Source organism: Butyrivibrio sp. NC2007 (assembly GCF_000421405.1).
Lineage (GTDB): Bacteria > Bacillota > Clostridia > Lachnospirales > Lachnospiraceae > Butyrivibrio.
The window spans coordinates 64603-78169 of record NZ_ATWY01000011.1 but is presented as its reverse complement, the minus strand read 5'-3'; the positions used below and the strand labels follow the sequence as shown (position 1 = coordinate 78169).

13 protein-coding genes are annotated in these 13567 nt (G+C 45.8%); all 13 read right to left on the bottom strand.

Annotated elements, in window-relative coordinates:
• Positions 1 to 28 precede the first annotated feature (28 nt).
• Genes G632_RS19615 through cbiD form a run of 13 tightly spaced genes read right to left on the bottom strand, consistent with a single transcriptional unit; the run spans position 29 to position 13544 of the window.
• Complete coding sequence (locus G632_RS19615) at positions 29 to 1117, bottom strand: pyridoxal phosphate-dependent aminotransferase (RefSeq protein ID WP_022769014.1); 1089 nt, start codon at positions 1115 to 1117, stop codon at positions 29 to 31.
• A gap of 27 nt (positions 1118 to 1144) precedes the next feature.
• Entirely contained in the window at positions 1145 to 2137 is a 993-nt protein-coding gene (gene cbiB / locus G632_RS0110165; RefSeq protein ID WP_022769012.1) for an adenosylcobinamide-phosphate synthase CbiB, read from the bottom strand.
• Positions 2134 to 2922, bottom strand: a complete 789-nt coding sequence (locus tag G632_RS0110160; protein ID WP_022769011.1) for an adenosylcobinamide-GDP ribazoletransferase — start codon at positions 2920 to 2922, stop codon at positions 2134 to 2136. The genes cbiB and G632_RS0110160 overlap by 4 nt, the downstream gene beginning before the upstream one ends.
• Positions 2909 to 3463, bottom strand: coding sequence for a bifunctional adenosylcobinamide kinase/adenosylcobinamide-phosphate guanylyltransferase (locus G632_RS19610; RefSeq protein WP_022769010.1), 555 nt, complete (start codon positions 3461 to 3463; stop codon positions 2909 to 2911). Before G632_RS19610 ends, G632_RS0110160 begins: the two co-directional genes overlap by 14 nt.
• Positions 3463 to 4536, bottom strand: coding sequence for a nicotinate-nucleotide--dimethylbenzimidazole phosphoribosyltransferase (cobT, locus tag G632_RS0110150; protein WP_022769008.1), 1074 nt, complete (start codon positions 4534 to 4536; stop codon positions 3463 to 3465). The genes G632_RS19610 and cobT overlap by 1 nt, the downstream gene beginning before the upstream one ends.
• Positions 4537 to 4545: 9 nt before the next feature.
• Complete coding sequence (locus tag G632_RS0110145) at positions 4546 to 5892, bottom strand: cobyrinate a,c-diamide synthase (protein ID WP_022769007.1); 1347 nt, start codon at positions 5890 to 5892, stop codon at positions 4546 to 4548.
• Positions 5893 to 5902: 10 nt separating this feature from the next.
• Positions 5903 to 7894: a precorrin-6A reductase gene (cobK, locus tag G632_RS0110140; protein WP_022769006.1), complete on the bottom strand. Its 1992-nt coding sequence runs from the start codon at positions 7892 to 7894 to the stop codon at positions 5903 to 5905.
• On the bottom strand, positions 7884 to 8624 hold the full coding sequence (gene cobJ, locus G632_RS0110135) for a precorrin-3B C(17)-methyltransferase (protein WP_022769004.1): 741 nt from the start codon (positions 8622 to 8624) through the stop codon (positions 7884 to 7886). Before cobJ ends, cobK begins: the two co-directional genes overlap by 11 nt.
• Complete coding sequence (locus tag G632_RS19605) at positions 8617 to 9663, bottom strand: cobalt-precorrin 5A hydrolase (protein WP_022769003.1); 1047 nt, start codon at positions 9661 to 9663, stop codon at positions 8617 to 8619. Before G632_RS19605 ends, cobJ begins: the two co-directional genes overlap by 8 nt.
• Complete coding sequence (locus tag G632_RS19600; protein ID WP_022769001.1) at positions 9641 to 10651, bottom strand: ATP-binding cassette domain-containing protein; 1011 nt, start codon at positions 10649 to 10651, stop codon at positions 9641 to 9643. Before G632_RS19600 ends, G632_RS19605 begins: the two co-directional genes overlap by 23 nt.
• Positions 10641 to 11663 carry a FecCD family ABC transporter permease gene (locus G632_RS0110120; RefSeq protein ID WP_022769000.1) on the bottom strand — a complete coding sequence of 341 codons (1023 nt, stop codon included), beginning with the start codon at positions 11661 to 11663 and terminating at the stop codon, positions 10641 to 10643. Before G632_RS0110120 ends, G632_RS19600 begins: the two co-directional genes overlap by 11 nt.
• Entirely contained in the window at positions 11656 to 12396 is a 741-nt protein-coding gene (gene cobM / locus G632_RS0110115; protein ID WP_022768999.1) for a precorrin-4 C(11)-methyltransferase, read from the bottom strand. Before cobM ends, G632_RS0110120 begins: the two co-directional genes overlap by 8 nt.
• Complete coding sequence (cbiD, locus tag G632_RS0110110; RefSeq protein ID WP_022768997.1) at positions 12396 to 13544, bottom strand: cobalt-precorrin-5B (C(1))-methyltransferase CbiD; 1149 nt, start codon at positions 13542 to 13544, stop codon at positions 12396 to 12398. The genes cobM and cbiD overlap by 1 nt, the downstream gene beginning before the upstream one ends.
• Positions 13545 to 13567: the final 23 nt, after the last annotated feature.

The following is a 13567-nucleotide window of genomic DNA, read 5'->3' as shown; positions in this document are numbered from 1 at the left end:
CTCAAAATAATACTATTAAGAAATATTATCACCTTTCGCGAATATTGCAAAGAGTTTTAATAGCAGTTATCAGCCTTTCATTTGCATTATGGTCTTTGATTGCGATTCTGTAATACCCCTTATCAAGGCCTTCAAAAGTTTTGCAGTCCCTGATCAGTATTTTCTGCTGAAGCAGCCTGTTATAGAGATCTTCATCGCTCCAGATCAGAACAAAATTGGTATCAGACGGGTAGGTGCTTATTCCGATCTGATCAAGTTCATCTGCCAGATATGCTCTTTCTCTCCGGATCACTTCAAGAGATTCTCCTGTAAAAGAGCTTTCTCCTGTAATTTCAGCGCACCTTATCCCCACGCGATCCGCAAACACCGACATGTTCCATTCAGGCAAAAAGTGCCTGAGTCTCCCTACATTTTCTGCTGAAGCTATGGCAAATCCCACTCTGACTCCCGGTATGGAAAAGAGCTTTGTATAAGCATCTACAACAAAGAGCTTCGGATATTCGCTTATGAAATTTCTGGCACTTACCGAAGTTTCCTCGCAATCTCTTTTACCTGATAATCTAAAGAAGCATTCATCTACAATGAGCGCAGCACCGACTGCCCTGCATTTATCCAATATCTTAACGAGTACGCGCTCGGGTATCAGTCTGCCTGTCGGGTTGTTGGGATTCCCAAGAATAACAAGGTCAATGTCTTCTGTTATTGCATCTATAAAGTCCTCATTCAGGACAAAGCCATCTGCCTCTCGAAGCAGGAAGCGCTTGATAGCACAGCCTTTTGCAGCGCCGAGTGCATGCTCGTAGCCATAGAAACTCGGGATTGGTAAAAGAGCTTTTTTCGGCCTTAGCATATTTACTATAGCCATAAGTAATTCTGATGCTCCATTGCCACCTACTATGTTTTCTGCCGTGAACTTCGCATTCTTCTGAGAAAGCCTGTTCTCCGCTTTTGTTACAGCGGCTGCAAATTCGCTCTGCATAATATCAGGGTAATTTGCGACCTGATCTGCTGCAGCTTTGATTTCATCAAGAACCTGCACCGGGCATGGAAGCGGATTTAAGCTCACTGAGAAATCCAGCTCTATTTTCTTGTCATAAATCTCTCCGCCGTGTAACATACAAGCTCCTGAATCTTTTTTCACCAATTATCTATAATACGAAATGCTAAGAACTACTGCAAGAATGACCATCAGGACAATACAAAGAGACTCTGTCCCATACATTAGTCTGCAGGCCCTTTTAATGTCTTTTCTCTCAATAGGTCTGTCGTCATCCCCTATATAAGGCTTTTTTACAACCTTGCCAAAATAGCTGGCATCTCCCGCAAGTCTTACTGAAAGCGCTCCTGCAAGAACGCTCTCGGTCTGAGCTGAATTCGGAGACTTATGATTGTAGCGATCTCTTTTAAATATCTTGGCAGCTCCCTTTGCCGAATACTCTTTTCCCAAAAAGAATGATGCACCTATCATAAGAAGTACACTTATCCTGGCAGGAATGTAATTAAAGACATCATCCATCTTAGCTGCAAACTTCCCGAAATACTCATATCTGTCATTGTGATAGCCAAGCATGGAATCCATGGTGTTCACTGCCTTATACACCAGTCCGAAGACTGCTCCGCCAAGGAAACAGTAAATAAGAGGCGCAATGACTCCGTCGGAAGTATTCTCTGCCACAGTTTCCACCGCTGCTCTCACGACTCCGTCTTCATCCAGCACGTCTGTATCTCTTCCTACGATCATGGACACTGCGGCTCTTCCGGCATCAAGGCCGTCTTTTTCCAGCGCATCATACACTTTCATGCTCTCATCTTTCAGGCTCTTTGCTGCTAGGCAATATGCTGTGAGAATTGCCTCTACCGCAATTCCAAGGTAGCTGCTGTAAAGATGTGTAAAAAACCAGATCGCAAAGCCGACGACAAAGGTAAGTGTGACAACGATCACCCATAAGAGAGCTCCGAGACAGAACTCCTTTTTGGTATTCCGTGCCTTTTCCTTAGTTTCTTTTCCAAGAAACGCCTTTTCCAAAAGGTTTATAACTCTCCCCATAAGCCTTACGGGATGAGGCATCCGGTGCGGATCTCCGACGATCCTGTCTATTAAAAATCCAATAAAAAACGCTATAAAATGTTCTATCATAATCTGACCACAAAGAAGTAAACAGCAAGCACAAGAAGGCCGATCAGCTCTCCTCTTGCAACAAACATGCCTGCCGTATCTCCTGTAACTCCGCCGAATTTCTTATTGCAAAGATATGCATAGTAAAAACAAAAAATGATAAGAGCCAGAAAGACAATAGCTCCTGCCACCAGATTTATGTATATCATAAAAAGGCCTGAGGCAGAAGCAAGAAACGTCAGAAACATAAAATCGGCGCTCCCCGTCTTTCCCGCTTCTCTGCTGAGCATTCCGTCACTCTTTGCCTTTGGAAGGACAAGACTCAAGACTCCGCAAAGAGCTCTTACAAACACGAACAGAAGCGCAAAAAGATATATTCCCATGTAGCTTGTATCGCCTTCACCTGCGTAGGCAAGCAGATAAGCTCCAAGTACAAACAAAAGAGAAAACCTGGCAAACCCGATCACTGCAAAAGCTCCGATATGCGGATCCTTCATGATTTCCAGGCTTCTCTCCCTCCCCGAATATGAAGAGAGGGCATCACAGACATCCATATAGCCGTCCAAGTGAAATCCGCCGGTAATAACAACAGGCACAAGGCAAAGAAGGAGCGATGTAACAAACACGGGAACATCAAATCGGCAGCACAAAAACCACAGACCGATTTCCAGCCCTCCGATCACCATCCCGATCAGAGGAAGGAAGCTTATAGCATGGCTGTACTCCTCCTCTTCCCACTTAAACTGCGGAACAGGAATCCTTGAGTACATGGAAAATGCAATTAGTATACTCTTAATTATTCTCACTCTTTTGCCATTCTCCTTCGACAAATTCATAGACTGTATCAGCTAAGTTTCGCAGCCTTCCGTTCACCTCATCAAGGCATGTGATATACTCTTTTGTCTCCTCATCAAATTCATCTCTCTGTGCAAAAGAGTTTGTCACTATCACTACGTTTTTAGCTGCCCGGCAGATTTGTTCCACATCTGAAACAGCGGCCCCTACAGCACTGTCTCTGAGGCTTTGAGCACCTTCAGTTTTCATAAAGTTCTCATCGTGCATCACATTCCCAACCAGGTTAGATATGCACTCAATGAGCACTGTAGAATCCTTAAGATCCGGCTGTCCCGATACAGCTTCCCAGGCCCTCACAGGCGCTTCTATGGTAAAAAAGCCTTTCCCTTCCCGAAGCTTTCTGTGCTTTTTTACTCTTTCGTATCCCGCTTCGTCCAAAACCTCCATGGTGGCAAGATATATTCTTTTGTTTTCTCCCGAAAGCTCAAGTGCCACATTTTCTGCCAGCTCGCTCTTTCCGCTGTCCGGTACTCCTATGACCAAAGCAACCATCAATCAAACCTCTCATAATCATCGATCTCGTAATCAGCAAACTTAGCTGCATTGTCGTAAAAATCCATCGCCACATCAAGAAGTGAAAATGCCATTAAAGCTCCTGTTCCCTCACCAAGCGCAAGATTTCCGTTCATAAGAGGCTTAAGTCGCAGCTCACTAAGCGTAAAGACATTGCCCTTCTCTCTTCCTGCGTGGGATGCGATCATGTACTCAGAAGTTCCGGGGGCAATGGCATTTGCCACCATTGCTGCGCATGTACTGATCACACCGTCAAGCATAACAGGTATATGGTAGATTCCGGCACCTATGCACACTCCGGCAAGGCCTGCAATATCCAACCCTCCTAAAGTTCTCAATATTTCTAGAGCCCTCTCTTTTTCACCAAGACCATCAAATGAATATTTGGCAAGGCCTTTTCTAATAACATCTATTTTCCTGAACAGTCCCTCGTGTGAAAGTCCTGCTCCTCGCCCTGCTACATCAGATGGGTCAAGCTCTAAGATGGCGCAGATCACAGCAGAAGACGTAGTGGTATTGCCGATTCCCATCTCTCCGGTTGCAAGGATATCTGTGCCTTTCTCCGATAGTTCTTTTACCAGGCCTATCCCTGTCTCTATAGCGGAGAGTACTTCGCTCTCACTCATGGCAGGCTCATCAAGAAAACTCTTTGTTCCCCTGCTGACCTTTCTGCTTAGAACACCCTCTATCTCTTCGTTGCAATCAATACCGATATCAACAGTAATAACTTCAGCACCCACTTTCCTTGCCATGGTGTTGGCGCTGCTGATGCCTTTTCCGAGGGCTACTGCCACAGCCCTTGTGATCTCGCTCCCGCTTTGGGATACGCCCTCTTTTACAATTCCGTTGTCTGCGCACATGACAACCAGGGTCTTTTTATCAATCTCAGGGTGTTCGCTGTTTTGGATCGCACCGATCCTGCAGATCACATCCTCAAAATCTCCCAGAGAATCCAGGGGCTTTGAGATCCTATCCCAGTTTCTTTTCACCTGCATAAAGACCTTTTCGTCAGGCTTATCTATATTCAGATCAAACAGTTCTTCCTGTGTCATACCAAAATCCTACATTCCTAAAAATCTCTCTATAACCTTCCTGCATGAAGGATAGTAAAGGTGTGCAAATCCCGCAAAGACATTTCCCTTTGACTGATATCCGCTCCAGGACCTGCCACTGCTTAGCTTAGTAACAGTAGCAGCTTCGCCGTTATCCGTCGTATCGTAGTAATGGAATTCATGGCCTCTTACGCGGTCTTTTTCCGTCAGATAAGGGTTATCTAAAGCTTTGCTCACAGACACATAACCAAAATGCGAGAGCTTACCTGTCATGAATGAACTGCCATTAAGCGCTCCCACCATATCATATTCGCTGCCCTCTTTATCTTTTAGCTTCTCCTGCAGGTAGAGAAAGCCTCCGCACTCTGCAAGGATTGGCATCCCTAAGTTTGCAGCTTTTTTGATGCTATCGCGCATGCTCACATTTTCCGAGAGTTCTTTTGCATAGAGTTCAGGATAGCCTCCGCCTATGATAAGCCTCGATACCTCCGGAATTTTTCTATCATGGATCGGGGAAAAGAACTTTATACGCGCTCCCATTTTCTCAAGGAGTTCAAGGTTCTCCTCATAGTAAAAACAAAATGCTTCATCCCTTGCGACGCCCACAGTCACGTCAAACTGCGGATACGGCTTCTCTTCCGGGACACTTATGGCTCCGGCCTCTTTCGCTATCTGCATAAGGCCGTCCATATCAAGACTCTTTAAAAGCTCATCAGAAACACTGTCAACTCTTGAAAGGAGCTGTGGAACCTCCGATGGCATAACCAGACCAAGGTGTCTGCTCTCAAGAATGCCGTCCTTTAGTACAGGAAGCGCTGCTATTACGGGAATCCCAAGTTCTCTCTTGATAAGGGTTGAAAGCTCGGAAACAAGAGCCGCTGATACCCTGTTAAGAATAACACCCTTTATCACGCGATTGCTGCCGTACTCAAGATATCCCTTTATCATGGCAACCACGGATTTGCTCATGCCCTTTGCATCAACAATAAGTATCGCCGGGGTCTTTGTCCTTACGCACAGGTCATATGAAGATCCAAGCCCTTCCTCGGCTCCAAGGCCGTCATAAAAGCCCATGACGCCCTCAATAATGCCGATATCGCACCTCTTTGAGCCTTCGATGAGGTTTCTTTCTACTCCCTCTTCTCCGGCCATTATAAGGTCCAGATTTCTTGAAGGAACCGACAATACGCTTTTGTGAAACATCGGATCTATAAAGTCTGGTCCGCATTTAAAGGCGCAGGGACTAAAGCCCTTTTTTACAAGAGCACGCAAAAGCGCACAGGTTATCAAAGTCTTTCCGCTGCCGCTTTTTGGAGCGCACAAAAGAACTCTTGGCAGTACTTTTTCTCTTTCCATCACCATCCACCTAAACTTCAAAAGCTATAACAAACACCGGATTCATCCCATCTGCCATGTGATAGGTTCCTACTTCCTTAAACCTTGCTGCGCTAAGCTGAACCACCTCAGTGTTTGCTGCTCCCATGGCACTGATCACTTCCATGGTCTTTCCAAGGGTCTCAAGAGTTACGCAGTTGACTACGAACCTTACAGGCCCGTTATCCTTCATGCAGCTCTTGATTATTTCTTCAAGATTTCCACTGCTTCCACCTATAAAGACATGGCTTGGCTTTGTAAGACCGGCTAGAGCTTCGGGCGCCTTTCCCTCAACTATCTCCATATTCCCAAGGCCGAATTTATCTCTGTTCTTATATAGGAGCTCTATGGCCTTTTTGTTTTTCTCTATGGAAAAGACCTTTACGCCCGGGTCAGTAAGTGCAGCTTCAAGTGATATTGAGCCTGTTCCGGCACCAACATCATAAAGTACACTGTTTTTGGTAAGCCTAAGCTTTCTTACAGACAGTGCCCTTACTTCCTCCTTGGTCATGGGCACATCGCCCCTTATTATCTCATCATCCGAAAGTGCCGGAATCAGCTTGTTCTTAGAAGCTTCAGGGTTCTCGATATACATTAAGGTCTTGCCTTTAACATCACTTTCCAAAAAACCTTCTGCCCCATACTCGCTTATCTTCTCTGCTTCAGTTCCAAGCTCGCATCCAAATATCACTCTGCATTCTTTGGGCAATCTCTTTGCTGTCTCAAGTGCCGCTTCTGCGCTATTTGCAAGAAGAATTACTTTCTCATTTTTCCTGACAAAACCGCCCACATCGCATTCTCTGCCGTGGTTTGAGATTATCGTCACATCTTCAAGAGCAGCGCCGAGCCTTGCTGCAAAGAGTGATACCGAAGATATTCCGGATATCTTTTTTACTGTGTAGCCCTCTTCTTCAAATATTGCAGAAGCTTTCTTTGCTCCGCTGCAAAGGCTTATATCTCCTGAATACACCACCAGAGGAGCCTTATACTCATGATGCTCCTTTAGAAATTCCATAATCTTCTCTCCCTCATACCAGTCCTTTTGAGGAGCGGAAATTCCTTTTATTCTCTCAAGAACCGTCTTTGCGCCAAAGACAATATCTGCTTCCTTCATGGCTTTTGAAAACTCAGCTGTATAGAACCTCTCATCACCGGGGCCTACGCCACCTAGAGTTATTCTTCTGCAAGGTTCTTCTAAAGGCTCTTTTCCCAGGATAGCAAGGATCCTATTTAGTATTTCTCCGGCTTCCAGGCCATCATTAGAGATATCATTCTTCTCAGGATTTCTTATAACGATTGTCTGTGCATTGCAGTTATCAGCAGCCCTTAGCTTCTCCGAAAATCCTCCTGCCTCTCCGCTTTCCTTGGTAAGGATGACCGATGCATTTATCTCTCTTATCAGAGCCTCATTCATGGCCACTGAAAAAGGTCCCTGCATTGCAATTATCTGACGTCCCCGTAGCCCCGCTTCATGGCACTTTTCGATGCTTGCAACATCCGGAATGATCCTGACATAAACTCTGGATATGTCTGAAATCCCACTTGTAATCTCTTTTAAATCCCTGCTACCTGTAAGAAGCAGTATGTTTCCTGCTCTCTTCTCAAGCTCTTTTGCCGCCTCTGCCACATCTTCAACATATGTCACGTTTTCTTCATTTGCCTCAGAATCTGCAGTTTTTCTCAGTAGCCTTAAATAAGTAAAAGACTCTTTTTCACAGGCGCTCTTTATCTCCTTGGAAGCCTTGATAGCGTAAGGGTGCGTCGCATCAACAACTGCAGCAAACTCGCCACTTCTAAGAAGGTCTGCAATTGCGTTTCTGTCCATGCGTCCCACAAGCAGAGATGCTTCTCCGCTCTCCTCTTCAACTGTCTTTCCATATTCTGTTGCAACGCTGACCACATGCGGAATTCCCAGTTCCTCTAATTTACTTGCAAGCAGTCTTCCTTCAGTGGTTCCGCCGAAAACAAGAATCTTATCTCTCACTTTGATATCCTCTGGCTGTGACCATAAGTCCCATTATATTTCTGGTTGATGAATTGCCGATAAACACCGTCGAGAACATATCTGCGGAAGCTTCTTTCAGCTCCCCAAGGGTAAGGACTTCTGAGTTCTCACCGTCTCTTCCGATGTTCCTTGCAATTCCGCACACCCTCTCCTCTTCAATCTCCTCAAGAAGTATCTCACAGGCCTTCTTTAAAAATCCGGCTCTCGACTTACTCTCCGGATTATAGAGCACAATGACCATATCCGTCTGTGCTGCAGCCCGGAGCCTTTTTTCAATAAGCTCAAAAGGTGTTAGTCTGTTGCTTAAGCTGATGCAGCAGAAGTCATGTATAAGCGGAGCTCCCAAAATGGCTCCTCCACTGATGGCCGCTGTGACACCTGTTGTAGCCTTTATGGAAACTTCCGGAAAATCGACGCCCATTTCATAGACAAGTCCCAGAAGTCCGTATATTCCCGCATCTCCGCTGCATATAAGGGCAACCTTCTTGCCTGTATCCGCCTCCTTTAAGGCAAGCCTTACCCTCTCCTCCTCCTTCATCATCGGAGTGCTGATAAACTTTTTATCCTCAAACATGGGACGCACCAGATCGCAGTAGACAGTATATCCCACGATCACGTCGCAACCGTTGAGCACCTTGGCGCTCTTTATAGTCATATCCGAATACTGTCCCGGTCCAAACCCAACCACATACAAACTCTTCTCACTCATCGGTAAAGCTCCTCCCTAAAACTCCAACTGCCAGTGTCATACCGTTTTCTGCTCTCTTTTTCATGATCATTCTCCTGCAGCCATAGGCCAAGACTGACCTCTCGCAGACATTGTCAGCCCCTGTTGTTTCTCTCACAAACTGCGAAGCTGAAAACTCCCCTTCCTGCTGCATTAGCAGTTCCTGCGAAAAAGTCTTAAATTCGGCTCCAAGACTTTCTGCGAGCTCTATTATCCCCACCTCTTTACTCTTTAAATCTATAGAGGTAACAGCTAAAACACTCCTTTTATCGAGAGAAAGCTCATCAAGAATTCGGTCTGCAAATTCTATAAGCTCTCTTCCCTCTTTCCCTTTTCTGCAGCCTACGCCCAGCACTATGCACTTCGGAATCAGCTGTAATTGTTCTATATCGCAGGTCTTCGGTGAGATGGTAAAAGAGCTGTCTCTTTCTTGCAGCTCATCAGAATTCTTAAGTTTTATCAGACTATCTCTATTGAATGAGGTTTCAAAAACATCTTCAAATTCCGGATCCACCATGTAAAACGCTTTGTTATGTTCAAGAAGATATGCAGAAAAAGACTTAGCCTTTTTCATATCGTTAATTACAAGGCCGTTGTTTTTGGAAAACACATCAACAGCAAACTCTCCCCTTACATCGCTGGCTGTTGTGATAACGGCTGTAGCCCCGATAATGTCTGAAAGCTCTTTTGCCGCAGCAACTCCGCCGCCATGGTGTCCTGAGAGAATGGGTATTACAAACCTGCCCTCTTCATCAATGACGATCACAGCCGGGTCTTCAGTCTTGTCAGTTATATACTGAGCAATCGCCCTCACAGCAATTCCGCAGGCTCCGATAAAAACGAGAACATTTCCTTTTTTGAAGTTCTCCTTAGTCCAGTCCGAAAGTCCTCCGGTTTCCAGCTTATCCGGGCCACAGGCACCTGTTTCTCCGGGAATCTTCAAAAGGATCTTTTCCATCAGCTGCCTTCCGGCCGCGGTAAAGCATATGAACTTGTAGTTATTCTTTGATGCCCTGTCCATACATTTTTTCCTTAAGCTTTTTGATCACCTTCGGGTAGTTGTCCCTAAAGTGAGGAAAAGCACAGTTCTTACAATTCTTGATGCCCTTATCGTTCCATACGTAGTTTCCGCCGCAGTCCTCATGATCGTATAAGGGGCAATAGCAGAACATGCAGTTAAACTCTTCTTCCGGCACATCATGGCAGGGGAATGACTTACAGTTTCTGTTAGTAAAAAAGCTGGTTCCTCCTGCACTCTTTGTGCCGATAATGCTCTGCATCACCTTTTCATACATATCGCCATTTAGGTCAAAGAGCTGCTTTAACAGACCTTCCTCGATAACTTCATCAGGTCTTTTAACAAGAACATGCCCATCGTCATAGACAAGAAGAAGTCTGTCGCAATAGGAAAGTGCAAGCTCAAGTTCGTGGAGCGAAGCTACAATTGTCACGCCTTCGCCCGATAGCTTTTTTAATGTCTCCATGAGCTCGTATCTGTGTCTTATATCCATGTAGGAAGTGGGCTCATCCATCACAAGGAACTTTGGGTCCTGGGCGATTGCTCTGGCAATAAGGGTTCTTTGTTTCTGACCATCGCTGACATCTGAGTAGGCGATGTCTGAGAGCTCTTTTATCTTCATCAGCTCCATTGCCCTGTCTATCTGGGCATTATCTTCCTCTCTCAGCCTTCCAAGTCCATCGGTAAAAGGAATCCTTCCGGCAGATACCACATCCCTGCAGGTCATAAGGATCGGCTTTACCCTCTCGGTGGTGACAACGGACATGACCTTCGATATCTCTTTTGGTAAAGCTTTGGAAACGTCCAGGTCATCTAAAAGGACACTACCTCCGATAAGCGAAAGGCTTCCGTTTATGCTCTTAAGGATTGTGGATTTACCGCCGCCGTTGGGGCCAATGATGCCAATGATCTCGCCCGGCGTGACAAAAAGGTCCACATCTCGAACCACTATTTTTTTGTGATATCCGGCTACGACCTTATCAAGTTTCATTATTTATGTTTCTCCTGATTATCATAAAGATAACGATAGGCGCTCCAAAGAGCGAAGTTACAGCAGAAATGTTCAGCTCAGTCGGCGCAAAAAGGCTCCTGGCCAGAAGGTCACTGAACATACAAAATACTGCGCCTGACATAAATGCCGCCGGCAACAGGACTATTGGTTTTGAGGACTTTAATAGCTCCCTCATAAGAAAGGGAACGGCGATTCCTATAAAGGAAACGGGTCCGACAAAGGCAGTTACACAGGCAGAGAGGACACTTGATAGCAGTATAACTTCACTTCTTGTGACCTTAACATTTACTCCAACGCTTCTTGCATAGCCCTCTCCAAGCCTGAAGGCATCCAGAGACTTACCAAGGAGCATCACCAGGAAAAAGGCTGCTCCTACGATCACTAGGGCGTATTTTACGCTTCCCATGTCGATTCCGGAAAAGCTTCCCTGGGACCAGCCGTGGAGATTGACAATATCAGAGTCATCGGCAAATGCAATGAGAAAATCCGTAACTGCGCTGCAAATATAGCCCACCATGATTCCGGCAGCCAGAAGAACCATCATGTTCCTTACGGCTTTTGATATAATGATGATAAATCCCGTTGTGAGGATTGCTCCGGCAAATGCAGCCAGTATCAAAAGAAGTGATGAGGATCTGCCTGTACTTCCGACAACAAAGATCAGCACCAGTGCCACCATCATCTTGGCTCCCGATGAAATTCCGAGAATATAGGGGCCTGCGATGGGGTTTGAAAAGTAAGTCTGCAAAAGAAATCCTGAAGTAGCAAGGCCTCCGCCAAGAATAATGGTCATGATCACCCTGGGAAGTCTTATATCCATGATGATGGCTCTTGTCTTCTCATCACACGCTCCTCCTGTGATTGCCCTTAGGACCTCTGTAAATCCGATATGAACATTTCCGATCCCGACACTTAAAAAGAACCCGACAAGTATCAGAACTGCAAGGGATACATATACTATCACCCCTCTTAGAGATCTTTCTCTATTCATTAGTGCTGCTTCCTTCTCTGAATCCGGTAGTAAAAGTAGCATCATAGAGCTTGGACTTATCATAGCCCTTTGGCGCCACTACATCTCCGACAATAATAAGAGCTGTTTTTGTTATATTATGCTGCTCTGCAACTAAAGCAAGGTTTTCCAGTGTTGTTACGTACTTCTCTTCATCCGGCCAGGTAGCCTTATAGACAATGGCGCAGGGAGTATCCATGCTCCTTCCTGCCTCTGTCAGCTCTTTTACAAGTCCATCTATGTTACCAGCGGATAAGAAGAATACCATGGTCGGCTCCTTATCAGGGACCGGAGTCCTGCCCGGCATTCTGGTAAGAAGTACGCTCTGGCTTATCCCCGGAAGCGTATACTCGAGGTTAAGCGCCGAGGCAGCTCCGCAAAAAGAGCTGACTCCCGGAGTGTAATCATACGAGATGCCCAGCTTATCAAGCTCATCCATCTGCTCCCGGATAGCGCCGTAAATGCTTGGATCTCCGGTGTGAAGGCGAACGATCTTTTCGCCACTTCTCTCTGAATCCTTCATAAGATCTATGACTTCTTCAAGACTTAGCCTTGATGAATCGTAGACCTGACAGTCAGGCCTTGCCTTGCTTAAGAGCTCAGGATTAACCAGAGAACCGGCATAGATGATAACATCCGCTTCCTCAATGTATTTCTGTCCTCTGATTGTTATAAGGTCCACAGCTCCGGGACCGGCACCAACAAAATGTACCATCAGCCTTCTCCTTTTATCTCAAGAAGCACGTCTTTTGCGCCGGGGCTCTCTGAGAGAAGTCTGTAACCATCGGCAAATATGATGGTCTCACAGGTGATCTTCCCCTCTGCCCAGCTCTCCATATTTTCCTTAATGCTCTCAGCTATGTGGCAAAAGACCTTTTCCTTATATCCAAATTCATCGATGATTCTTAAGGCTTCATCTGTCATCACGCACTCATCGAGCTGACTTTTAATTTGTGCAAAACGCTCTCCCGGTGCGAATTTTGAAACCGCGTCTGAGAGGATCTCCATCCTGTGATCTCCGTATTTTGAGTGAGTGTTTTTTATGCCTCCGGCCACCTTCACAAGTTTCCCAAGATGCCCCACAAACAAAAGCTTCTCAAACCCTGCATTCAGTGCCATCATCAGGGTGTCATATACAAAGTTAGAGCATAGAACTGCCCTGTCCTCGTCTATCTGGTATTCGTCTGTTATGAATTTCAGACCATAGTTGCCGGGTGCCACAAGCAGTACCTTTTTTCCCAGGGCCTTCTGCATGTTTATCTGCGCCTTAATGGTTCCAAGGATTCCTTCATCACTCATGGGCTCAACGATTCCCGTGGTACCGAGGATTGAGATTCCGCCAACTATACCAAGCTTTGGGTTAAAGGTCTTTTGCGCGATTTCCCTTCCGTCCGGTGCGCTGATGATAACTGTAGCTCCGTGGGATTTTGCTCCATTTGTTGCAAGAACCTCTTCTATGTTCTCTCTTATCATCTTCCTCGGCACAGAGTTAATGGCAGCTGCGCCAATGGGCTGATCAAGCCCCGGCTTAGTGATCCTTCCAATGCCTTCTCCTCCGTCAATCAGGATTTCTCCGTCATCCCTTAGAGACACCTGAGCTCTTATCTTCATACCATGAGTTGCGTCGATGTCATCCCCGCCATCCTTTATGACTGAGCAGGATACGCCAGCTACTGTCCTCTCAATATCTATGATCTCAGCTATATAGGTTATGCCCTTTGGTGTAACAATACTGACCTGACTAATATCCTCGCCTTCAAAGAGCATCATAAGGCAAGCTTTTGCCGCCGCTGCAGCACAGCTTCCCGTTGTATATCCACATCTTAACTTCTTGTCATCCTTGAAGGTATAGAGTTCTTCCATTTATTCAGTCCGAATCATTGTGA